The organism is Rouxiella sp. S1S-2, from assembly GCF_009208105.1.
Lineage (GTDB): Bacteria > Pseudomonadota > Gammaproteobacteria > Enterobacterales > Enterobacteriaceae > Rouxiella.
On record NZ_WFKL01000001.1, the window covers coordinates 3,664,750 to 3,686,659 of the forward strand.

The following is a 21,910-nucleotide window of genomic DNA, read 5'->3' on the forward strand; positions in this document are numbered from 1 at the left end:
CATCAAATGTTGTAGAAATAACAATAGCAGCCAATCAATGTTAAATACGTGACATAAATCGCACTCCTTTAATCCTATCAGGTGCGAATTTACTGGGATTTTATGGAATTCATAAAATGTTACTATTTTAACAATTTAATTATTGTCACTGAAAGATCAACGCGTTTTCTAAAGGAGTGGGCTATCGACCGGCGTGCCTGGAAAGAAAAGTGCTGGACGGCATGTTGAAAGGTGCGAGGCCTGGAAAGCATTTGCAGGCAGTGGAAATGTGCCCTATGTTGCCTTGGCAACGCACAAGAAACTATCAGCCAGATGGAGATGATAATGAATAAAGACATCCTGCATGCACGGGTAACAGGAGCACTATTATGTTGATAAATCTGGAGGATATTGATACTTCGACCTGGGAAAAGCTTGAAACGGCGACCCGCACTCCGAATGCAAGTTTTAGATTCCTGAATCTCTGTTCAGTCGATGGCGAGGGCAAACCTCAGGCACGCACGGTCGTTTTACGGCGCGTTGACAGAGTCACCCGTGTGTTTGAATTTCATACCGACGTACGCAGTCCAAAATGGCTCGAGATATCTGTTAACCCGCAGGTAACTGCGCTCGGCTACTGCGGCGAGACGCGGCTGCAACTGCGTCTTCAGGGAATAGCGGAGTTGCATGGTTCTGAAAGTGCTGTGGCGATAACTGCATGGAACAGATTACCCGCTCACACGCGCCGCACCTATGCGGGCGGACCTCCCGGCGACGAGCAGCCCGTTGATCCTGTCGCTGAGCAGGCATTATTGATATCGACAAATGAAGCCGAGGGAAAGGCCCATTTCGGCGTAATAATATTGCGGGTAAGCGTGCTGGACTGGTACCAGTTGCAAAGAGAGAACAACCGCCGAGCACGACTGACCTATAACGATAAGGGGATAACCACCAGCCACCGGTGGATTAATCCGTAATCTTCGGCCGTAAAGGCCTAGAAATTAACCATCACCAAATCGCGATGCTTATCTTGACCGACATAGAAAGACGTCTCGCCCACCGGGCTAAATCCCTGGCGAGTGTAAAATTTGATCGCACGATCGTTCTCGTCATTCACCAGCAGTCTTACGCCACCTGAGATACTTTGCAGCGTCGCGCTGACCAGCTTTTGTGCATACCCTGCACCATGAAACTCCGCCAGGACATAACAACGCGTAAGCTCTGCTATTCCATCAGCCTTCGGGATCCCCACCGGTTCAGGTGCAAGACTCAACATACTGTAACCAATGATCCGACCCTCAAATTCCAGAACGTGAAGTTTCTTTTGGGATGACTGAAGAAGATTTTCAAAGCATTCAACTTGCAGATTATTTTCAATATAGCTTTTTATATCTTCCGCAGGCGTGCTTGCAGGACAAGCCATGTGGAAGGTAGTAATTGCCAACGTACTGATTGCCTTGGCATCTTCCAGCGTGGCCAGACGAATAAGTGAACTCATCAAAATCTCCCTGTTTAATTATTTATGGCTGAACTTTTCCCAAATGATTAAATGCTAACGGCTCTTTTTTAACAAGCGTAAAACGGGAGGTAACGTAAGTGATTATTGCAGCGGAGGCAGGGGTTGTTTCTCTACGTTATCCGCTGCCATCGTTAACAAAGCGCGCTGAAACGAGACGTTGAACATTTCACCGTGGCTGAGTCCAGGATAAGCCCAAAATGTGGCGGCAAGACCTTCATGGTTTAGAGAGGAAAGTGTGCTGCGTACTTGGTTAAGTACGGCAGAAGCTTCTTCACCGTCAGCTTTTTTTCTGGGTGCTGCGCTTCCCTCCATAAAATAGAGCTGCTTATGAGGGAAGTGGGCTGTATTTATCTTTTCTAACCTGCTGAGTAACACAATATAATCACTGTTCAGTGAAGGGCTGGCAGAATAGTAGCCGTTAAAAAACGTAGAGTTTACAAAAGAGTCCAAAACAAACAGCCCGCCATAGGAATGCCCCCATATCGCCCTTTTACTCGCGTCAACAGAAAGGCCTTTCTCTGCATCAGGTGCAATGGTCTCTTCAAGCAGGCGACGGAAGTTAAGGCTGCCACCGCTTTTTCGCCCCTGTATTTCTCCATGACCTACCTCACCGTCGTTTTCTCTTAGCGGCGGAGTGTAATCATAGGTTCTGGCAGTCAGCTCAAAAGGTTTAACGGTTTGATACCCGATGACAATAAGTACGGGTGGCGTTCCCTGCGTCAGTTTATTTAAAAACGCATCAGTTAGCCGGTCCATCACCGCGTTCCCATCCAACATATAAAGCACCGCATACCCAGACGCCGGAGGGTGTTTATCGGGTACACCGGTCCACACCTTGTAGTGCCTGTTACCGTCTGCAGAATCGAACGTGCTTACCGAGAAATGATAAAAAGAGGATCCTTTATCGGCGATATTAGGTCCCAAAGGCGTCATGTCGGGTTTGGAATAACTGTTTGCAGCGTAGATGAGGGGAAATATAAATGCGGCCAGGCGTATCACCACCCGTTGATTATTCCGGCGACAGGCTCGGTGGCTCATCGATAATTTCTCCCTATAAGTATCATTTATGATGATCATTAACACCTTCCTGTGTTAATAAATAGAAATGAAAAGGCAAACTATAATGATAACTATTATTAATTACAAACTAAAGACTCCTATTGATTATCTGATTTGTATCCCCTCCTGCGCGGAGGGGGTTTTTTGCCTTTAAAAAGTGTTCACCAATACCCGATGTCCTGGTGACACTTCACGATAATGTGAGACTTCCTGTCGATGATTTTTGGGATAGACCGGCGTTGAAAGCTGAGTTGCCTTTGGAGAGACGGTTCGTCGCCGAGCAGGATCCGCTTCAGGAACCGCCGCCAGTAATGCCTGAGTATAAGGATGCTGCGGAGACGCAAAAATATTCTCGCGCGGGCCTATCTCGACAATTCTTCCCCGGCACATCACCGCGACGCGGTGGCTAATGCGCTCAACCACCGCCATATCATGAGAGATGAACAGATAAGCAAGTCCCAGATCGCGCTGTAACTCTATCATCAGGTTGATCACCTGAGCCTGAATGGAAACATCAAGCGCGGAAACCGGCTCATCGGCAATAATGATTTTGGGTGCCAATGTCAGTGCGCGGGCGATACACAGTCGCTGGCGCTGGCCCCCCGACATTTCATGGGGATAGCGGGTAAGAAATTCTGCAGGTAGTTCAACCCGCGCCAAAAGGGCATGAAGCCGCGCAGGCAGCTCGCTTTCTTTAACCATGCCGTGGATGCGGAGAGGTTCTGCCAACTGGTCGAAAACCCGCAAGCGGGGATCCAAGGCGGCGTAAGGATCCTGAAAAATGATCTGCATGTCACGGCGGCGCGCCTGCAGACGGCCTCCGCTCAACGCGCGTAACTCTTGCCCTTCCAGCTCCACGCTGCCGCTCTCTGCCTGAATCAACTGCAGAACGGCTCGGCCGGTGGTGGACTTTCCACTGCCTGACTCCCCCACCAGCGCCAGCGTTTCACCCGCCGAGATGGAAAATGAGACGTCCTCAACGGCGTGAACGTTCGCAACGTGGCGCTGCAGCAGCCCTTTGCGTACCGGAAAACGGGCACTTAAATGACGGACGTCAAGCAAGGGACGCAGCGAAGATTCAATGATCTTACTGCTGGGCGCGAACTTGCCAAAACCCCGCGGTGAGGTCATGCCCCGCATATCGCCCAGTCGCGGTACGGCGTCCAACAATTGGCGAGTGTAGGCCGCCTGCGGACGGCTAAATAAGTCGGCGACCGGCTGTTCTTCCACCTTTTCACCGTGACGCATGACAATAACCCGATCGGCCACCTGCGCGACTACGCCCATATCGTGCGTGATAAACAGCACCGCCATCTGTGACTCTCGTGCGATATCCTGTATCAGGTCAAGAATTTGTGCCTGAACCGTCACATCCAGGGCAGTTGTCGGTTCATCGGCGATCAGCAGCCGAGGGGCACAGGCCAGCGCCATGGCAATCGCTACGCGTTGACGCATCCCTCCCGATATTTCGTGCGGATACTGAGCATAGCGCGTTTCAGCCTGCGGAATGCGCACGCGGTCCAACAGCGTAATAGCCTGCGCTTTAGCCTGCTGATTGCTTATTCCTCGATGCTGTCTCAACACCTCGGCAATCTGCTCACCCACGGTAAACAGCGGATTCAAACTGGTCATCGGCTCCTGAAAAATCATCGCTATCTGATCGCCTCGCAGATTTTCCCACTGACGTTCCGACTGTTGCAACAAACTGACACTCACGCCGTCACGACGCTGGAACGTTATCTGGCCCTGCTCCACCTGCCCGCCGTTAAAGACCGTCAGGCCGAGCAAAGTCATCGCCGTCACCGACTTACCTGAACCGGACTCCCCCACCAGGGCGACACATTCCCCGATAGACAAGGAAAAACTGAGGTCTTTTACCGCGACAGTTTTGCCGCGTTTCGCCGAGAAGCTGACTCGCAGATCCTTTACCGTCAACAGTGCGTTATCGTTCATTTTCTTACCTCAATACGGGCACGTGTTGCCACAGTTAGACCGACGGCGACGGCAATGCGCCAGCGCGGAAGTCGAGAACGTAAGGAATGTGCCCCGGCAATGGCTTCCAGTCGAGATTTTTGCGCATACCGTAAGACTCGTAAGGCTGGTAGAGAGGAATAAACGGCGCCTCTTCTTTGACGTAATCCATCATCTCTTTGTAAGCCTGTTTACGCACTGCGACGTCAGTGGAATAACGGAAGCGCTCCCACATCTGGTCATAGGCCGGGGTGGTCGACCAGGTCGATTCGGTGCCTGCGCCGTGTGGCGCCCACATGATGCCAAATGAACCGGCAGGGTCAGCAAAATACATCGGGTTTGACCAGTTGCGGGACTGCATATCTGCGTCATCCGCGGTCCATTTTTCGGTAATATTCAGGTTCATTTTGACACCCACCGCCGCCCACATCTCTTTGATTGCCTGTGCTGCCAATAAACCATTGGTGTAATAAGCGGCATCGGTATCATAGCGAATAGGTTCTCCGTTATAACCCGCAGCTTTCAGCAACGCTTTTGCCTTTTCCGGATTGTATTCAAAGGTTTTCAACTCAGGCATATAAAGCGGGCCGTACTGCGGGAAGGTATGGGTGGAAGGCACCACCGCTTTGCCCTGCCACAAGGCTTCATTGAGCAGGTTACGATCGATTGCCAGACTCAGCGCCTGACGGATGCGCTTGTCCTTCAATGCCGGATTGTGGGTATTAAAGAAAACGATATGGAACAGCGGTGTCACAGCGCCTACAGTTTTGAGGTTTGGATTGGCGCTAATCCCGGCCAACTGATCGGGAGCCACGTTGGTCACCAGATCGACCTCGTTATTGGCCAATGCCGCCATGCGAGTGGCCGTTTCAGGAATACTGCGCACGGTAATTTTATCGTAAGGTGCGGGCGGGCCGTAAAAACCCTTAAATTTAACCCACGTCAAGCTTTGACCCGGATGGAAGTCGGTTATTTGATAAGGGCCGGTGCCAATCGGCTTAAGCGCGAAGGCGTCAAAATCACTGCTTTCGAGCTTATTGTGGTCACCACTCAGTCCCATGATGTATTTTTTTGGCACAATAGAGGACTCAGAGGTATTGAGCAGCGTTTCAAACAGCGGCTCCGGTTTAAAGGTCGTAAACCGTACTGTGTCAGCATCAATCGCTTCTACCTTACTGAAATTACTGAAAAATTGCTTATGAATGCCGGCGAATTCTGGCGTCATGTCTTGCAGAATACGTTCGAAGGTGAAAACGACGTCGTCTACCGTCATCGGATCGCCGTTTTGGAATTTAACGCCCTGACGGATTTTGACTTCATACACCGTCGGCGAAATCGTTTTCCAACTGATGGCAAGGCCTGGCTTAAAGCTTGCCGTCGATTTGCTGTAATCCTTCTCTATCAATGGATCGAAGCTGTTGTAGTAAATCTGCGATCCGGTATTGCCAAAGTCTTTGCCGGGATCGAGGAACGGCGGCAGCGTCATCGTTGCCACATGTAATTGTGCAGCAAAGGTCGGTAAAGAGAACAGCAGAGCAGAAAAACTCAACAACAGTGGCCTGATGGACATAATATTTTCCTGATAGTGAGATGTAGTGATCCGCGGAGCCGTGACGGCCCCTTACAATATTTGAATAAAAAGTCTGATTTAACGCAGCCTGACGTCCATTTGGTCACGCAGCCCTTCGCCAACCAATAAGACCAGCAGCGAGAGCGCCATAATCACCAGCGACGGTACCAGCGCAATCCACGGGCTGGAGGCGAGATAATCACGGCCAAAGCCGACCATCGACCCCAGCGTTGCCGTTGGCGGCTGGACGCCTAATCCAAGAAAAGAGAGTGAGGACTCCAGTAAAATCAGCGCGGGGAAAGTCATGGTCCAGACAACCACGATTTGTGATGAGACGTTCGGCAGAACATGGCGCAGCAGAATACGCAGCGGTGAGGCCCCGGCCGCGCGAGCCGCTTCAATAAAAGGCTGTCGGCAAACGATCAGTACCTGCGCTCTGACAACTCGGGCATAAACTTCCCAACCGGAAAGTCCAATCACCGTGACGATAACCGGAAGGCTGCTGCCCAGTAGCGCAACGGTAAGCAAAGCCACCAGAGTAAACGGCACAGCCATCTGAAAATCCATCGCTGCCACCAGCAACGCACCGGTCCGACCGGCAAAAAATCCGGCAATAATGCCGCAGGCTACGCCAACAATCAGACTTAACGTGCTGCCCACCAGCGCAATCAGTAAAGTAAACTGCAGGCCGTACAAGGTACGCGACAGCACGTCTCTTCCCAGTTCATCGGTGCCGAACGGATGTGTAGCCAACGCGTGGTCAAAGCCCATCGGCGGACGCAGGCGGGATAACAACGACTGCGCATCGGGGTCAAAGGGAGCAATCACCTGAGCGAGCAATGCCAGCAGCAGCAAACAAAACAGCGCCAACAGATAGAGGCGAAATCTCCACGACATACGCCGCCAAAAAGCACGTAAGACATTCACTGGCACCGGTTTGACGGTGGATTGAGCACTCACCCGTTGCCCCGGGGTATCAGACATTGTTGAATCACTCATGATTGTGTCACCTTTATCCGCGGGTCAATTAATGCATAAAGCAGATCCACCAGCACCGACATCACCAGGACGATAGTCGCCATCACAATCACGCCAAATTGCAGCACCGGATAGTCGCGGGCAATCGCGGCTCTGACAATTAAATCGCCGATGCCTTTCGTCGCAAAAATGGCTTCAACCAGCACGCAGCGCCCTACCAGTCCGGCAATTTGCAGGCTAATCACGGTGATCACCGGAATAGCGGCATTGCGTAGCGCATGACGGGTCACGACCTTCCATGCGGGTATCCCTTTAGCCCGCGCGGTGCGGATATAATCCTGCGAAAGCACGTCCAGCATCGCGTTGCGCATAAAGCGCAGTATTTCCGCAACCATCAGCGCTGACAGCACCAACGCAGGCATAACAAAGTGCAACGCGCTGGACGATCCCGAACTCGGCAGCCAATGCAATTTCAACGAAAACAGCAGGATCATCAGAATGGCGAGCACAAAGTTTGGCGTGGCATAGCCTAAAAATGCACAGCCCATAATCAATGAAGCCAAGGCTTTCCCTCGCGTCATTGCCGCCACGATCCCCAGCGCCCCGCCGATCACCACCGAAAATATTAAGGCGATAGCGAACAAGATCAGCGTATTGGGCAGACGCTCGGCGAAAATATCCGTCACCGGGCGACGTTCAACAAAACTGATGCCAAAATTTCCCTGCAGCAAACCTGACAGGTATTTTTGAAACTGCACGCCCGCGGAGTGGTCAAGACCAAACTGCTGACTCATGGCAACACGCGATGCCGCATCCATGCCCGGAGGTAAAACATAATCCGCCGCATTTCCTGACAGGCGGGTGGCGAAAAACACCACCGTCACGATGATGCACAGCGTGAGGAAACCACCGGAAAGCCGCCGGGCAAGGTATTCAAGCATCTTCCTGCTCCTGACCGGTGACAAAATCGGCAAAATCGGCCGCTGTCCAGGTATGAGTCGGTGTTATCCAAGGTTTATCGCCTGAACGGTTGAAAGGGAGACGGACATAAAAGGGGTCATTACCGCGCACCTCAAGACTCAGTTCGTTATCCGTCAACGTCAGCAATGCCCAGCTTTCCGCCGTTTTTGGAAAAGTGGTAAAACGCTCACTGAGCGACTGAATCGTGATATGCGGCAGGTTGTTAATCTGCGTCACCGTATTCCAGTGCACATGCCCGGAGAGCCACAGTGCCGCCTTGCCGGTGGCTTCTACCGCTTGACGCACGCGCTGATGGTCGGGATAGCTGGCATACTTGGGATTGTTTTCAAAATAGTAATTACCCGTCTGCGAGTGGCCTGAAAGCGGCACGTGGGTGGCAATAATTGCCGGACGCTCATCGGCGTTCAGCGCGGCAACCAGCCAGGCAAGACTCGGTTCTGCCGCCGGTAATCCAATGCCCATGGTTATCTCTACGCGGGGTTGCCACACAATCAGCCGACAGACGCCTAGATCGACCACGCGGCTTTGCATCGACTCGCCATAAATGGCCTCGTTATCCGCCACGTCTAGATTGGCAACATCATGATTACCTATGACATGTACGCGTTGGCCCGGGAAAGTTTTGAACAGCTCAGCCACTTCGGTAGCGACAATATAATCTGCCTCTGCGCAGGTGTCAGAGATGTGGTCACCCAGGTCAAGCAACAGATCAACCTGCTCTTCAATGGCACAGTCAATCACTCGACGCAGCGCATCCAGGCTGTTCCACCCGGCTTCTTTATTGTGTGAGGTCGGGCCGTGGTGGATATCGGTAACAATGGCAATTTTCAAAATAGGCTCCTGATGTCTCTGTCATTCGGGGTATGGATTAATTTCTAAACCACGGATGTGACAATTTTATGAAACAATCTCATTTTATTTTAGATTGACACTGAGACTTCCTCAGTACAGGCTAAGCGCTATCAGAACTGACTGACGAGAACCCACTTTAGATGAATGCCAAAGGTTATCTTATTGATTTAGATGGAACGTTAATAAGCGGCAACCAACTACTGCCCGATGCACTATGGTTGCTTGAACAGGTCAAAGGTCGGTATATGCTGGTGTCAAATAATGCTGAACACACGCCACAGCAGCTTTCACGCCGCTTGAAGAGGCTGGGTCTGAAAGTGGATGCAGACAATATTGTATTGGCGGGAACCACGGCAATTAACAGGTTGGCCATTGACTTCCCGGGGGCGACGTTGCTCCTGATTGGCAGCCCGGCCCTGCAACGCTACGCGCGCAATAAAGGTCTGGTGCTGGAAAGCCATCGGCCTGATTTGGTGTTAGTGACGCGCGATCGTCAGTTTTCATACGCTAAAATTGCGTTAGCCGCCAACGCCATACGCCAGGGTGCTGCTCTTTATGTCGCCGCACCTGATGTTAGCCATCCGGGTCCCAACGGTGAACCCGTGCCCGAAACCGGCGCACTGGCCGCGGCAATCATTAGCTGCGCCGGACATTGCCAGGCTACGGTGATTGGCAAGCCCGAGCCGGTGCTGTTTCAAATGGCCTGCGCCAAACTCAACGTCCTGCCTGAACAGGCGGTAATGATTGGTGATAATCTTCAAACTGATGGGCTGGGTGCGAAGCGATTAAACATGGCGTTCAGGCATGTGGTTAATGGACAAATCCGCGAGCCTGCGGCCCTGACGCAAGGAAAATAGGAAACAGTATGTCGGAAGAAAAAATTAAGAACGGCAAAGCCGGAGAGTTTTCCAATGTTCTGGACAGGCTCGGGGCAGTACGTAAAGACCTTCCTCCCACCGCCGGTCGCATTGCTGATTTTATCAGCCAGCACGCCGCGGACGTGATGCATATGTCAATTACCGAACTGGCAGAACGCACCGGTTCAAGTGAGGGCAGCGTGATTGGTTTGTGTCAAACCATTGGGGCACGTGGCTTTCAGCAGGTGAAACTCTCGCTTGCCAGAGAACTGGTTCAGCCCGTCCACTTTATTCATGAAGATTTAACGCCCAGCGATAACACGGCGCAGGTGATTGATAAAATTTTCCAGTCGGATATGCAGGCGCTGAGAGATACGCAAAGCGCCCTGAGTGTGGAAGCGCTTACCGAGGCCGTTAACGCCATTCGCCAGGCGAAGAGAGTCGAAGTCTTTGGTATAGGCAGCGCCGCCACCATTGCCGAGGATACCCATTATCGCCTGCTGCGCATTGGTATTCCGTCGCGGGTCAGCGTGGACAGCCACGTGCAGGCCATTGCCGCGTCGCTCGCGGATGCCCAAACGGCAGTGATTACTATTTCCCACTCAGGCAGCACGGTCGAAACGCTTACCGCGACGCAGTTAGCCAAAGAGGCGGGTGCCACAACGATTGCCGTCACCAACTTTGGCCGCTCTCCCCTGCTGGCTTACAGTGATATCGTGCTCAATACTCTGGCGCGTGAAACACAGTTTCGCTCAGAGGCGATGACCAGCCGCATTGCGCAACTGGCAGTCATTGATGCTCTGATTGCCTGCCTGGCACTGAGCGATTACGACCGCTCGGTGCGGACATTGGCAAAAACGTTTGACGTTCTGGGAAGTAAACGTATTTAACCCTCACTGACTCAGCTGTGTGGATGTTTTGCCAGCCACTGCTCGGCAGTCGTGGTGTTAATTCTCTGCCGGGCGTTGAAGGTATTCGCTTTATTCCACGCCACGCCGTCGGGACGCGCAAAGGCGAGGCGATACTTTGCGGCCACGTCATCGGGGCAATGGTGCACATCCTCAAGCAGCTTCGCCTTATCCAGCAATATCCGCTTGATTGCAACGCCCCAGTGGGCCTGCATTAAGTCGGCAATCTCACCGTAGGTCAGCGTATCGCCCGCGATATAAACCACCTGATTGCGTAGAACAGGCCGATGGAAAAATATTTCCGCCGTCAACGTGCCGATATCCTCAGGCATAGTCAGAGTGACCGCGTACTGCCAGTCACCGAGTCCATAGACGGCTTTATTATCTTTATCGACCACGCCGAAGCTGGGCTCGAACAGATAACTGGTAAAAATTCCGGTAGAAACAATAGTCCACTCCGTCTCGCCCTGCCCGCGCAAACGTTGGCGCACCTCGAGCTGTTCATCCCATACCTGCTGGCCGCTGCCTTTTCCCACTACGTCGTAGTCCACGCCAAACTGCCAAGGGAAATAGCGGGGTACGCCAGCGTTAAGTACTGCCTGGGTAATTTTGATTTGCGTGCCCGGCCCACCGACAAAACCGCTACAGTTAATCACCGCATTAAAAGGACGAAAAAGTGCACTTAGCTGCTCAATGGAGTGCAGATTTAGGTCACCCTCAACCACTGAAACGCCCATCGCCGTAAGCTCCTCTCGCCTTTTCTTCTGTGCAATGGAAACGCCATGAGCGGCATCCTCTCTGAGCAATACGCTGATTTTGGTTGATGTTTGATTTCGCGCTTTATAACTCATCGCGCGCAACACGGCGATGCCGAGCTCTCCCGCACCAATGACTAAAACAGTATTTACAGATTTTTCGATTGAGTACGTCATAATGATCTCCTTTGTATTGCATCAGTCTGACATGTAATAAAAGCGGGATTCAATTAGGCACACTGATGATACCGGAGGTGAAATGGAGTGGGATAACGAAGACATACTGCAGTTTTCAAAGGCGGTATGTGAAGGATTAAGCGACGACGACGACGGGCTAAAGCGAGAGATTCTTACCCATGCTGGCAACCGCTGGTCATTAGGTGTGGTACATATTCTGGGCACCAGTGGACCTCTTCGGCATGCGGAAATAAGCCGCCGTCTGGCGGGCGTCACGCAGAGGATGTTGACGCGCACGCTGCGCCAGCTTGAGCGCGACGGCCTGATTTCACGCTGTGATTACCAGGAAAAGCATCCGCGCGTGGTTTACTCGGTTACCGATTTAGGCAAAGAGATGCTGATTCAAATGATGCCTTTGTGGCATTGGATAATCACCTCGGCCGACGATTTTCGAACTGCCAGAACGCGTTATGATGAGACCCAATAAAAGCATCATTCTGACGATAACCATGACTAAATTTTAACCTCAACGTCTCGCGCTGCTTAATGTAGCGTAGGAACCGATGGCCATAAGTCTTCTTGCTTTAATCTTCAAGTGGCGTCAATATATGTTTCATATACGATTCATATAATGAGGATTTATGGGCATTGTTAATATTGACGATGAGTTGCACGATCAACTGCGCCGAGCTTCCGGGGTGTCACTGCGCTCCATTAATGCTCAGGCGAGCTTCTGGATTAAAATTGGCAGATTATGTGAAACCAATCCCACACTCAGTTTCAATGACATCATGAAACTTGAAATGTGTTCTGCCGGTGTTTCATCCGAGCCTCGATGAGTGAAAGAACTATGATCAAACAACCCCATGAACTGGCGCTGCTGGCCGAATCAGGACGACTGCTTGCCTCAGTGTTTGAGATGCTGGATAAACTGCCATTACGTGGCATGTCTACGCTGGAAGTCGATTCTCTGGTAGATAAGTTCATCACCCATGACCTTCAGGCTCGACCGGCAAGTAAAGGCCAGTATAACTACCCCTTCGTTCTTAACGCTTCTATCGATGATGTAATTTGCCACGGCGTCCCCTCTCAGACAGATATTCTGCGTGAGGGTGCCATTGTCAATTTTGACATTACCCTCGAAAAAGAGGGGTATATTGCGGATTCCAGTAAAACTTACCTGGTGGGGGATGTCAGTGTAGAGGCGAGGAGATTAGTGCGAACAACTTATGAAGCCATGTGGGAAGGAATTTACCGGGTTCGCCCCGGCGCTTTTCTGGGCGATATTGGATGGGCAATAGAAAAGCATGCCAAGCGAAGTGGTTTTTCTGTCGTGCGTGAATTTTGCGGCCACGGCATTGGCCGTGAGATGCATGAAGAGCCGCAGATTTTACACTATGGCAAACGTAATACAGGTTTAGTCATGCGTGAGGGGATGGTGTTCACCATTGAGCCAATGCTGAATCAGGGCGGAAGAAGCATAAAGCAACAGGACGACGGTTGGACGGTAACCACCCGAGACGGATCGCTTTCCGCACAGTTCGAACATACCGTGTCTGTTACCGCTACCGGCTTCTCAGTGCTGACCTTAGGTTCTAATGAAAAAGGGATGCTTAACAGACGTTAAGTTCCCTGTTTACTTTTACGGCCGATGTTCTTTAGCGTGTGAGCAAAAGAACATCGCCAGCCCGTCTACTTTCTTTCTCCTAAAGCATAACCTGCCGCATCCGTCATCTTATCCAGCGATTTTCCAGTACAAATTGGCTATAAGCCATATTTTTTCGTTGTTAGACAATCCGAAAACACAACCTTACTCTTTGTCATGTTTTGTATATTAATCCGCTAATCCCTTGATGAGGAATGTCATTTGGCAAAGTCTTTACCACGTTTTCAAACCCGCGGGTTGTCACAATTTACGCCGCTGAAAATCGCGTTGTTGTGCGCATCGATTTTATTCTCCTCCGGCGCTATGGCTGATGAATTACTCAAAGAGGGCATTACACCCGCGACTGACGCAAGCCAGATTCCGACTGCCGCCAAACTGCGTAAAGACACGGTGATTGCGGGTATTTCGGAACCGCAGGGGATTTTTAACCCTTACTTCTTCGTCAACGGCTGGGACGAAAACGTGACTAACGTAATTTTCGCCCGCCTTATTGACTGGAATAGCCATGGCGAATCCGTACCCGGACTGGCTGAAAGCTGGAGCGTTACCCCTGATGGCAAGACTTACACCATCAAACTGCGGCCTAATCTGAAATTCAGTGACGGTTCACCGCTCACCGCCGAAGATGTGGCTTTCACGCTGACCGTGCTTTATGACCCGAAATATGACGGTGATACCGACATTTCTCTCGCACACATTGTCGGGGGGGATGATTATAAGGCTGGCAAAGCGGACAGCATCAGCGGCCTGAAAGTTATCGACCCACAAACTCTGCAGGTGACCACCCGGGAAGCGGGCGCCACAACGTTGCAGAAAATCGGCGGCCCTGTGTTGTCGAAAGCCTATTACGGCAAAGGTTACAGCCGCGGTAATCTTGACCACTTACGCACGCTGCACGGCAAACCGCTCGGCAACGGGCCTTACATCTACGACAAATACATTCCAGGCCAGGAGATCCGCTTCCACGCCAACCCAAATTACTACAAAGGCGAGCCGCCAACGCCGCGCTTTATCTATCGTGTGACCAATCCGTCCACCAATTTCCAGTTGTTCCAGACCGGTGACACGGATTATGACGCCTTCACCTCACGCCCTGACGATATCGAACAGTTGAAGCTGCTCGGCTTCGCCAACATCAACCTTTATGGTTCCAGCGATTACAGCAAGATTGAATTCAATTTCAGACGCCCTGTCCTGCAAGACGTCAGAGTCCGTCAGGCGCTGATTTACGGTCTGGATCGCCAACAGTTGATTGACGTGGTCTATCAAGGTTATGGCTCAGTGGCCAATGAACCTATCGCCCCTATTTCCTGGGCGTATAACGCTGAGGGGGTTAACCCGTATAAATACAATCCAGAACAGGCGAAGAAACTGCTTGATGAAGCGGGTTGGAAAGTCGGCGCAGATGGCATTCGTGAGAAAGACGGTAAGCGCCTTGAACTGACGCTGCTGGTGAGCAAGAAAGTGCTCAACGACGCGCTGATCCCGATTGCTAAAGAGAATTATCGCCAGATTGGCGTGCTGCTCAAGCCCCAGGTATTGGACTTCAATGCGCTGATGTCACAGCGCAAATCGGGCAACTACGACCTGGCTTCCTTCAGCACCAGCACCCTTAACGATCCACACGACGGTGTCTGGGACTTCTACAGCACCGAGGCGGCCACGCAAGGGGGATACAACAATCCACAGGTTGATAAGTTGATCAATGAGGGTAACGCCCAATTGGATATTGAAAAACGGAAGCCTATCTATCACCAATTGTATGAGGTACTGGCTAATGACCCGCCGGTTATCCTGCTGGCTAATCGAAAAATTCTTTCCGCCAGCAGCGCCCGCGTCACGGGTTTCAAACCGGATATCTATAACGGCCTGACCGGCAGCCTACCGGACGTCAAAATCGTCAAATAATGGCGCGATGCAGTCTTGTTAAACAATCAGAACCAAAGCCGCTGCCGGGAAATATTCCGGCAGCGTTAATGAGAAAGTCATGAGAAATTTCATTCTGCGACGATTGCTGCAGACCATCCCGATGCTCTTCCTGGCCTCGTTGTTGATCTTCATGCTGTTTGCTCTTACCCCCGGCGATTTTATTGATGGAAACATCACCCTCACGGCGCAGCGCGCCGCAGAGTTAAAAGCGCTTTATGGTCTGGATCAACCCCTACTGAGCCGCTATATGCACTGGCTCGGACAGTTACTTCATGGCAATCTGGGTTTTTCACTGCAATACCAAATTCCGGTCAGCCAACTGCTTAATCAGTATATCTGGAACTCATTCCTGCTGGGTGTAATTGCCCTGATCCTTTATTGGGGTATCGCGCTAGCAGTGGGCATTGTCTCTGCGATGAAGCCCTATTCATTGTTCGATCACGGTGTCAGCGTGGTGATTTTCGCCGCAATGTCCTTCCCCACTTTCTTCCTGTGTCTATTGCTTATTAAATGGTTTGCCGTGGATCTGCACTGGTTGCCGGTGGGTGGCATGACCAATACCGGCAGCGATGCCACAGGCTGGGCCTGGGTGATGCAGGTTGGCGCCCATCTCATTTTGCCGGTGTTAGCGCTGGTGATGTTGCAGGCAGGCAGCCTGACGCGATATTTCCGCGCCAGTATGCTAGACGTCGTACGCATGGATTTTATTCGTACCGCGCGCGCAAAAGGGCTACGTGAACGCACCGTTATTCTTAAACATGCGTTGCGCAATGCGCTGCTACCGATCATTACCCTATTGGGTTTTGAGCTGCCGGGGCTGTTTTCCGGCGCACTTATCACTGAAAAAGTGTTTAACTGGCCGGGTGCCGGTCACATTCATATTGATTCACTGGCCGCGCGCGACTATCCGGTGTTGATGGGCTTCACGCTGTTTCTGGCCGTGCTGACCCTACTCGGCAATTTGATAGCCGACGTGCTCTATGCCTGGGCGGATCCACGGATCCGGGTGAGGTCCTGATGCTGAGTAACCTATTCTCCAGCCAGCGTCGCCTACGCAAGGCGCAAATACCGGTACTGGCACAGGTGACGCCATCGCCCTTACATCAGGCATGGAAGTCACTGCGACAAAATCGGCTGGCGATGTTTTGCATGATCCTATTAGCTGTCATGGCGCTGTGGTGCATTTTCGGCCCAATTTTTTCGCCATGGCGTGATGAAGCCACCGACGCGTTGATCATCAACAAAGCGCCAAGTACCAGGCACTGGCTAGGGACCGACTTTCTCGGTCGAGATATCTACACCCGACTCCTGCTGGCTGGGCGAATTTCGTTGGTTATCGGCCTAATGACGATGTTGCTGTCCGTGACGCTCGGCTATCTGCTTGGCGCGCTGTCAGGCTATGCCGGAGGGCTGACTGATAAATTGATTATGCGCTTTGCTGATCTGATGATGACCATTCCCAGCCTGCCGTTGCTGATAGTGATGGGTGCGATGCTGGCAGAGCTGGATTTACCCCCAGAGTCTCGGGTTTACATGGTCATCGTCATGCTGAGTTTGCTTGAATGGCCTAAGCTGGCGCGGCTTGTGCGTGGGCAAATTCTCTCACTTCGTGAACGAGACTTTATGCTCGCTACTCAGGTATTGGGACTTTCCTCAAGGCGTCGTATTTTTGGTCATCTGTTGCCCAATACGGTCCCGATTCTGGTGGTGATGGCAACGATGGCCGTCGCTAACGCCATCCTTAGCGAATCCGCACTCAGCTATCTCGGGTTAGGCGTGGTGCCGCCGATGGCCTCGTGGGGAAACATGATGGATGCCGCCAACAGCCTGATCGACTTCCAACGTCGTCCGTGGCTGTGGATGCCGCCGGGCATTGCCATCTTCCTCACAGTGGTTGCCATCAACGTATTGGGCGATGGCCTGCGTGATGCCCTCGACCCAAAAATGAAGCGGGGCTAAAAAGTGACTCAACCTTTAGTACGTTTTAATCGTCTATCGCTGTCATTTGCCAGCGAATTGGGCAGAGTCCGTGCCGTACAAGACGTCACCTTTGACGTGATGCCCGGTCAGACGGTGGGTATTGTTGGCGAATCGGGCTGTGGAAAAAGCGTCACTGCCATGTCGCTGATGGGACTGCTGCCCCCCCAGTCAGCACGTATCGACGGCGGTGAAATCCTGTTCGAAGGGCAGAACCTGCTGAACCTGCGGCCATCACAGATGGCGAATCTGCGCGGCAACCAGCTGGCCATGATCTTTCAAGAGCCCATGAGTGCACTCAATCCGGTGCTGACCATCGGCGAACAGTTAGTCGAGCCGTTGACTCGCCATCTGGGCGATGCGCCAAAAGCCGCGTGGCAGAAAGCGACCTCGTTACTCACAGAGGTGGGACTGGCGCGAGCCGACAGCCTGATGAACAGCTACCCGCATCAACTTTCCGGGGGAATGTTACAGCGGGTGATGATCGCCATGGCTCTGAGTTGCAAACCGAAATTATTGATTGCTGATGAACCGACCACCGCGCTCGACGTCACCGTACAGGCTCAGATCCTCACGTTGCTACGTGACCAGGCACTGCGCCAGCAGATGGCGCTGATGTTGATAACACATGATTTGGGTGTGATTGCTCAAATGGCCGACCACGTGGTGGTGATGTACGCGGGGAAAGTCGTCGAACAGGGGCCGGTGACCGATGTGTTGCGTAATCCACTCCACCCTTACACGCAGGGATTGATCGCCTCGCGGCCGGTTCCGGGCGAACGTCGGCGCCGTCTCTACTCAATACCGGGCCAGGTGCCTGATCTTGCCGCATTGCCGGATTATTGTGCCTTCAATGACCGCTGCGCCAAAGCGACTGCGCGTTGCCGCCAGAGCATACCGTTGTTAGTGGGTCAATTCCGTCAGGCCGCCTGTTTTTACAGCGGTTTGACCGCTGTAAAAGAGCCAGAGTGACAAAAATGAATACAGAGTTTTTAGTCGAGGTCGAAGGCCTCAAAAAACATTTCCCGATCCGTGATGGCCTGTTCGGGCAAGAAACTGGCCAGCTGCGCGCCGTGGACGGCGTCAGTTTTACTATCCGTAAGGGGTCTATTTTTGGCCTGGTGGGAGAGTCCGGCAGTGGTAAAACCACGGTGGGCAGAAGCCTGCTGGGGTTGTATGAGAAAACCGCAGGCCGCGTGAAATTTCGCGGTATGGATTTGGCATCGCTCACACCAAAACAGCTCACTGCGCTGCGTCCGAAAATGCAGCTGGTATTTCAGGACCCTTACAGCTCGCTAAACCCGCGTATGAGAATTGGCGACGCTATAGGCGAAGCCATGTTGGCTCATAAGCTTTGTTCGCCCGCAGAACTGCGAGGCAAAGTGGATGAAGTAATGAGTATTTGCGGACTATCGCCGCTGCATTATAACCGCTTTCCGCATGAATTTTCAGGTGGCCAACGCCAGAGGATCGGCATCGCGCGGGCACTGATTTTAAAGCCGGATTTTATTATTGCCGATGAGCCGATATCGGCACTTGATGTCTCGATTCAGGCGCAAATCATCAATCTTTTTTCAGACCTGCGTGATGACCACGGTGTAACATTTTTATTTATCTCTCATGACCTTGGCGTAGTTGAACACCTTTGTGACGACGTGGCCGTGATGTATCTCGGGCAGATTGTAGAAACTGCACAACGCGATACACTATTCCGCCAGCCACTGCATCCTTATACCCAAGCATTGCTGGCGGCCGTACCGACGCTTGACCCAGACTGCGGGCCGGTAGCGATGGCGCGGGGTGAAATTCCCGACCCCTCCAAACCTCCCGCCGGTTGCCGCTTCAATACCCGTTGCCCGCTGGCGACAGCGCGCTGTCGTAGTGAGATGCCGCTCCTGCGCGAAGTGGGTGAAGTGGGTCATCGTGTAGCCTGCCACTTGGTGTGAATCATAAGCGGGGAAAATATTGGCAGCGAAACGGTCAATGGCGTTTACCTCGTCTACACACCGCCACACAAGTCTATAAAACTGCCCGTGACGAAGGAAGCTTCGTCACTGAGTAGCCAAAGAATTGCATTAGCGACTTCTTCGGGTGTTCCCCCTCTTTGCATCGGAAAGTTCTTGGCGATGCGATCGACTCTTGAAGGCTCGCCACCATCAGCATGGATATCCGTGTAAATGCCTCCCGGACGAACACAGTTGACGCGGATGCCGTCGGCAGCGACTTCTTTGGACAGGCCGGTGGTAAAAGTGTCAACAGCCCCTTTCGAGGCGGCATAATCAATGTATTCAAAAGGTGAACCGCTTTTCGCTGCTCCGGATGAAACGTTCACGATAGAACCACCAAAACCGCCTTTGGAAAGTGACATACGTTTTATCGCTTCACGTGAGCAATAAAAATGACTCATCACATTCGTTAATAGCACCTGTTGGAAGCGCTCTCCCTCCATATCAATTAGGGGCATTTTTTGCTTCAGGATCCCCACATTATTGACGAGGTGGGTAATAACGCCAAGTTGACGATCAATGTCGTCGAAAACTTTTGTTACTTGATGCTCATTTGAAACATCGGCACGTACGGCAATACATTTCCCGCCCAGGTTTAAAATCTCGTCACGGATGCTAAAGGCAGATTTCTCATCGTTTATATAATTTATGCATACAGCGTAACCTTGTTTTGCAGCCAGTAACGCGGTAGCCGCACCAATGCCTCGACTAGAGCCGGTCACTAATAAAACTTTTCCGTTCATAATTTCCCTATTGAGCAGTATTTATTGGCAAAATAATTGAAAAGAACCAAATGATGGACGGTGGCGAGCAGAAAAACCTAACGTCAGTAAATGATATAATTTACAATTATTTAGTTACTCGCTATGTTAGCTATATGCAAGTATCAGTTCTTTTAGCGTTGTTTTCGTTCATGTTCAATAAGCCATTCTTTACGCGCAATGCCTCCGCCGTAACCTTTCATAGCCCCCTCTTTGCCGATGATTCTGTGGCAAGGAATAACAATGGCTATTCGGTTTGCTCCGTTCGCCGCAGCCACCGCGCGTACTGCATTAGGTTTTCCAATCTGCCTGGAAAGAGCTTGGTAGTGTGACGTTTGGCCATAAGGAACCGCGCGTAACCCCTGCCAGACGGAGCGTTGAAAATCACTACCTGGAGCATCGAGCGTGAGAGCAAACTGTTGACGCGTTCCAGAAAAGTACTCACTGACCTCTTTTTCCGCTTGTCGTGTATGACTATTTTCCCCTGACATTATTCGAGCATTCAGCAAACGTTGGAGGTCACGAAATTCAGTCTCCAGCATTCGGCGGTCAGTAAATTCCAGCAGGCAAACTCCACGTTGCGTGGCACAGACGAACATTGGGCCCAGCATCGTGGTAAAGCGGTGAATTAAAATTACCTGAGTCTGTTCAGTGGGAGCAACACCCGTGAGTTGCTTATAGGTATAACCAAAACCACTTAATGATTCATAGCCATTATCAAAAGCCACATCGGTGGCAGCACGCCCACTTTTTAGCTCCTGAAATGCGATATTCACCCGCTGCATTCGTTGAAATGCCTGGAAAGTAACACCGTGGTTTTGTAGAAACCAGCGCCGTAACCGTTCGGGGCTGATATCATGCTTACGTAGCACACCATCGGTTATTCGTGTTTTAGGGTTAGCGCGCAGGAGTTCAAGTGCTTGCTCGATAATCAAAGGAGCTGTGTACGCATTTTCAGTGGGTCGACATACTTTGCAGGGGCGAAAACCTGCATCCAGAGCAGATTTAAAATTTTTATAAAACTCGACATTTTCGCGTTTCGGTTTCCGCGCCCGACATACCGAAATACAAAATACCCCTGTCGTTTTGACGCCAACGAAAAACACCCCCGTGTACTCCGAAGCCCGCGCAAGTAATGCCTGATACCAGACATTGCACAAGGCATTATCTAGAACTTTCATCAATAAAAACTCCTGCAAATGTCTGCTGAGACTGGATGAGTAGCATTAAATCTTTAAGCTTTGATTGAAGGGCTGAATGAACGAAATTTCCCATAGAAATGCGACTTACGCCGATTTCTCCCAGCCTTTCGAATGTTGGGAGACCAGGCATACACATTACGTTTAAGGGCATATTAAGCTCTTTGGTAAGGGTCTCAATATCTTTTACTAACGTCAAACAGGGTACAAAAATCCCGTCAGCCCCCGCGGCTTCATAAAGTCGGCCGCGTAATAGCGTCTCTTGCAAAGCAAGTTCATGATTAAGCAGGTATGTATCGATACGGATATTAAGAAATAGTTGATAACTCTCTTCGTTTAACGCCTTGCGTATCTTTTGTAATGTATGGGTGAATGCTGCCGCATCATCAAGTTGCCTGACACCGTTAACAACTCTACTGTCCTCAAGATTTATCCCCACCACCCCAAGCTGCGCGAGACGTTTAAGATGAGTCGTTATCTCCTCAGCTGTGCTGCCAAATCCCGCCTCTACATCAACACTTAAGGGTAGGTTACTGACGGATTGGATACGTGTGACGATATAGAGCAATTCATCAAAAGACATTGCTTGTCCATCCTCGTAACCTAACATCGCGGCAATCGCGGCACTTGAAGTACCCATGGCCTGATAGCCCGACTGTTGCGCCATAATTGCACTCGCGGCATCCCAGACATTGGCGATGAGTAATGGTTTACTTTGATTGTGAAGTTCTGTGAAGTTCATGCCTATTTCCTTTAATAAAGACAG

General features: G+C 51.4%; 22 protein-coding genes. 11 read left to right on the forward strand and 11 right to left on the reverse strand.

What is annotated here, in order from left to right:
* Positions 1-368: 368 nt before the first annotated feature.
* A complete protein-coding gene (locus tag GA565_RS16835) occupies positions 369-956 on the forward strand; it encodes a pyridoxamine 5'-phosphate oxidase family protein (protein ID WP_226950987.1) in 588 nt (195 codons plus the stop codon).
* Positions 957-973: 17 nt separating this feature from the next.
* Here the strand turns inward: GA565_RS16835 and GA565_RS16840 are convergent, their stop codons facing one another.
* The 7 genes from GA565_RS16840 to GA565_RS16870 form a co-directional block, all read right to left on the reverse strand.
* Positions 974-1,477, reverse strand: coding sequence for a GNAT family N-acetyltransferase (locus tag GA565_RS16840; protein WP_055783408.1), 504 nt, complete (start codon positions 1,475-1,477; stop codon positions 974-976).
* Positions 1,478-1,579: 102 nt separating this feature from the next.
* The gene (locus GA565_RS16845; protein WP_226950988.1) at positions 1,580-2,575 is read right to left on the reverse strand and encodes an alpha/beta hydrolase; all 996 of its coding nucleotides are present in this window, start codon (positions 2,573-2,575) and stop codon (positions 1,580-1,582) included.
* A 132-nt stretch (positions 2,576-2,707) separates the two neighbouring features.
* Positions 2,708-4,510 (reverse strand): ABC transporter ATP-binding protein, encoded by a 1,803-nt coding sequence (locus GA565_RS16850; RefSeq protein ID WP_152199517.1) that lies wholly within the window; start codon positions 4,508-4,510, stop codon positions 2,708-2,710.
* A gap of 34 nt (positions 4,511-4,544) precedes the next feature.
* Positions 4,545-6,098 (reverse strand): ABC transporter substrate-binding protein, encoded by a 1,554-nt coding sequence (locus GA565_RS16855; RefSeq protein ID WP_152199518.1) that lies wholly within the window; start codon positions 6,096-6,098, stop codon positions 4,545-4,547.
* A 78-nt stretch (positions 6,099-6,176) separates the two neighbouring features.
* On the reverse strand, positions 6,177-7,097 hold the full coding sequence (locus GA565_RS16860) for an ABC transporter permease (protein ID WP_152199520.1): 921 nt from the start codon (positions 7,095-7,097) through the stop codon (positions 6,177-6,179).
* Positions 7,094-8,017, reverse strand: coding sequence for an ABC transporter permease (locus GA565_RS16865; RefSeq protein ID WP_152199522.1), 924 nt, complete (start codon positions 8,015-8,017; stop codon positions 7,094-7,096). The genes GA565_RS16860 and GA565_RS16865 overlap by 4 nt, the downstream gene beginning before the upstream one ends.
* Positions 8,010-8,888 carry a metallophosphoesterase gene (locus GA565_RS16870; RefSeq protein WP_193311926.1) on the reverse strand — a complete coding sequence of 293 codons (879 nt, stop codon included), beginning with the start codon at positions 8,886-8,888 and terminating at the stop codon, positions 8,010-8,012. Before GA565_RS16870 ends, GA565_RS16865 begins: the two co-directional genes overlap by 8 nt.
* Positions 8,889-9,049: 161 nt before the next feature.
* On the opposite strand from GA565_RS16870, the gene GA565_RS16875 reads away from it, so the two are divergent.
* On the forward strand, positions 9,050-9,766 hold the full coding sequence (locus GA565_RS16875) for an HAD-IIA family hydrolase (RefSeq protein ID WP_152199525.1): 717 nt from the start codon (positions 9,050-9,052) through the stop codon (positions 9,764-9,766).
* Positions 9,767-9,774: 8 nt separating this feature from the next.
* Positions 9,775-10,656 (forward strand): MurR/RpiR family transcriptional regulator, encoded by an 882-nt coding sequence (locus GA565_RS16880; protein ID WP_152199527.1) that lies wholly within the window; start codon positions 9,775-9,777, stop codon positions 10,654-10,656.
* Positions 10,657-10,667: 11 nt separating this feature from the next.
* Here the strand turns inward: GA565_RS16880 and GA565_RS16885 are convergent, their stop codons facing one another.
* The gene (locus GA565_RS16885; protein WP_152199529.1) at positions 10,668-11,606 is read right to left on the reverse strand and encodes an aromatic alcohol reductase; all 939 of its coding nucleotides are present in this window, start codon (positions 11,604-11,606) and stop codon (positions 10,668-10,670) included.
* Positions 11,607-11,688: 82 nt separating this feature from the next.
* Here GA565_RS16885 and GA565_RS16890 point away from each other — a divergent pair, with 82 nt between their 5' ends.
* The 8 genes from GA565_RS16890 (at position 11,689) to GA565_RS16925 (ending at position 19,124) form a co-directional block, all read left to right on the forward strand.
* A complete protein-coding gene (locus tag GA565_RS16890) occupies positions 11,689-12,093 on the forward strand; it encodes a helix-turn-helix domain-containing protein (protein WP_152199530.1) in 405 nt (134 codons plus the stop codon).
* Between the two features lie 154 nt (positions 12,094-12,247).
* Positions 12,248-12,445: a ParD-like family protein gene (locus GA565_RS16895; RefSeq protein ID WP_152199532.1), complete on the forward strand. Its 198-nt coding sequence runs from the start codon at positions 12,248-12,250 to the stop codon at positions 12,443-12,445.
* A gap of 11 nt (positions 12,446-12,456) precedes the next feature.
* Positions 12,457-13,233, forward strand: coding sequence for a type I methionyl aminopeptidase (gene map, locus GA565_RS16900; protein WP_152199533.1), 777 nt, complete (start codon positions 12,457-12,459; stop codon positions 13,231-13,233).
* A gap of 342 nt (positions 13,234-13,575) precedes the next feature.
* Positions 13,576-15,180: an ABC transporter substrate-binding protein gene (locus tag GA565_RS16905; protein WP_152201579.1), complete on the forward strand. Its 1,605-nt coding sequence runs from the start codon at positions 13,576-13,578 to the stop codon at positions 15,178-15,180.
* Positions 15,181-15,259: 79 nt separating this feature from the next.
* Complete coding sequence (locus tag GA565_RS16910; protein ID WP_152199535.1) at positions 15,260-16,219, forward strand: ABC transporter permease; 960 nt, start codon at positions 15,260-15,262, stop codon at positions 16,217-16,219.
* Complete coding sequence (opp4C, locus tag GA565_RS16915) at positions 16,219-17,160, forward strand: oligopeptide ABC transporter permease (protein WP_193311927.1); 942 nt, start codon at positions 16,219-16,221, stop codon at positions 17,158-17,160. The genes GA565_RS16910 and opp4C overlap by 1 nt, the downstream gene beginning before the upstream one ends.
* 3 nt (positions 17,161-17,163) lie before the next feature.
* Positions 17,164-18,150 carry an ABC transporter ATP-binding protein gene (locus GA565_RS16920; protein ID WP_152199538.1) on the forward strand — a complete coding sequence of 329 codons (987 nt, stop codon included), beginning with the start codon at positions 17,164-17,166 and terminating at the stop codon, positions 18,148-18,150.
* A gap of 5 nt (positions 18,151-18,155) precedes the next feature.
* Complete coding sequence (locus GA565_RS16925) at positions 18,156-19,124, forward strand: ABC transporter ATP-binding protein (protein WP_152199540.1); 969 nt, start codon at positions 18,156-18,158, stop codon at positions 19,122-19,124.
* A gap of 53 nt (positions 19,125-19,177) precedes the next feature.
* Here the strand turns inward: GA565_RS16925 and GA565_RS16930 are convergent, their stop codons facing one another.
* The 3 genes from GA565_RS16930 to GA565_RS16940 all read right to left on the reverse strand — a co-directional run bounded on the left by GA565_RS16930 (position 19,178) and on the right by GA565_RS16940 (position 21,886).
* On the reverse strand, positions 19,178-19,927 hold the full coding sequence (locus GA565_RS16930; RefSeq protein ID WP_152199541.1) for an SDR family oxidoreductase: 750 nt from the start codon (positions 19,925-19,927) through the stop codon (positions 19,178-19,180).
* A 152-nt stretch (positions 19,928-20,079) separates the two neighbouring features.
* The gene (locus GA565_RS16935) at positions 20,080-21,126 is read right to left on the reverse strand and encodes a bifunctional transcriptional activator/DNA repair enzyme AdaA (RefSeq protein ID WP_055783357.1); all 1,047 of its coding nucleotides are present in this window, start codon (positions 21,124-21,126) and stop codon (positions 20,080-20,082) included.
* Complete coding sequence (locus GA565_RS16940) at positions 21,110-21,886, reverse strand: isocitrate lyase/phosphoenolpyruvate mutase family protein (RefSeq protein WP_152199543.1); 777 nt, start codon at positions 21,884-21,886, stop codon at positions 21,110-21,112. The genes GA565_RS16935 and GA565_RS16940 overlap by 17 nt, the downstream gene beginning before the upstream one ends.
* Positions 21,887-21,910 lie beyond the last annotated feature (24 nt).

Excerpts from the sequence above, each read along its gene's own strand:
- GA565_RS16880 (WP_152199527.1), top strand. The coding sequence starts at position 9,775 with ATGTCGGAAGAAAAAATTAAGAACGGCAAAGCCGGAGAGTTTTCCAAT.
- opp4C (WP_193311927.1), top strand. The coding sequence starts at position 16,219 with ATGCTGAGTAACCTATTCTCCAGCCAGCGTCGCCTACGCAAGGCGCAA.
- GA565_RS16885 (WP_152199529.1), bottom strand. The coding sequence starts at position 11,606 with ATGACGTACTCAATCGAAAAATCTGTAAATACTGTTTTAGTCATTGGT.
- GA565_RS16840 (WP_055783408.1), bottom strand. The coding sequence starts at position 1,477 with ATGAGTTCACTTATTCGTCTGGCCACGCTGGAAGATGCCAAGGCAATC.
- GA565_RS16875 (WP_152199525.1), top strand. The coding sequence starts at position 9,050 with ATGAATGCCAAAGGTTATCTTATTGATTTAGATGGAACGTTAATAAGC.
- GA565_RS16910 (WP_152199535.1), top strand. The coding sequence starts at position 15,260 with ATGAGAAATTTCATTCTGCGACGATTGCTGCAGACCATCCCGATGCTC.
- GA565_RS16940 (WP_152199543.1), bottom strand. The coding sequence starts at position 21,886 with ATGAACTTCACAGAACTTCACAATCAAAGTAAACCATTACTCATCGCC.
- GA565_RS16835 (WP_226950987.1), top strand. The coding sequence starts at position 369 with ATGTTGATAAATCTGGAGGATATTGATACTTCGACCTGGGAAAAGCTT.
- map (WP_152199533.1), top strand. The coding sequence starts at position 12,457 with ATGATCAAACAACCCCATGAACTGGCGCTGCTGGCCGAATCAGGACGA.
- GA565_RS16855 (WP_152199518.1), bottom strand. The coding sequence starts at position 6,098 with ATGTCCATCAGGCCACTGTTGTTGAGTTTTTCTGCTCTGCTGTTCTCT.
- GA565_RS16895 (WP_152199532.1), top strand. The coding sequence starts at position 12,248 with ATGGGCATTGTTAATATTGACGATGAGTTGCACGATCAACTGCGCCGA.
- GA565_RS16865 (WP_152199522.1), bottom strand. The coding sequence starts at position 8,017 with ATGCTTGAATACCTTGCCCGGCGGCTTTCCGGTGGTTTCCTCACGCTG.
- GA565_RS16845 (WP_226950988.1), bottom strand. The coding sequence starts at position 2,575 with ATGATCATCATAAATGATACTTATAGGGAGAAATTATCGATGAGCCAC.
- GA565_RS16935 (WP_055783357.1), bottom strand. The coding sequence starts at position 21,126 with ATGAAAGTTCTAGATAATGCCTTGTGCAATGTCTGGTATCAGGCATTA.
- GA565_RS16905 (WP_152201579.1), top strand. The coding sequence starts at position 13,576 with ATGGCTGATGAATTACTCAAAGAGGGCATTACACCCGCGACTGACGCA.
- GA565_RS16925 (WP_152199540.1), top strand. The coding sequence starts at position 18,156 with ATGAATACAGAGTTTTTAGTCGAGGTCGAAGGCCTCAAAAAACATTTC.
- GA565_RS16860 (WP_152199520.1), bottom strand. The coding sequence starts at position 7,097 with ATGAGTGATTCAACAATGTCTGATACCCCGGGGCAACGGGTGAGTGCT.
- GA565_RS16930 (WP_152199541.1), bottom strand. The coding sequence starts at position 19,927 with ATGAACGGAAAAGTTTTATTAGTGACCGGCTCTAGTCGAGGCATTGGT.
- GA565_RS16890 (WP_152199530.1), top strand. The coding sequence starts at position 11,689 with ATGGAGTGGGATAACGAAGACATACTGCAGTTTTCAAAGGCGGTATGT.
- GA565_RS16850 (WP_152199517.1), bottom strand. The coding sequence starts at position 4,510 with ATGAACGATAACGCACTGTTGACGGTAAAGGATCTGCGAGTCAGCTTC.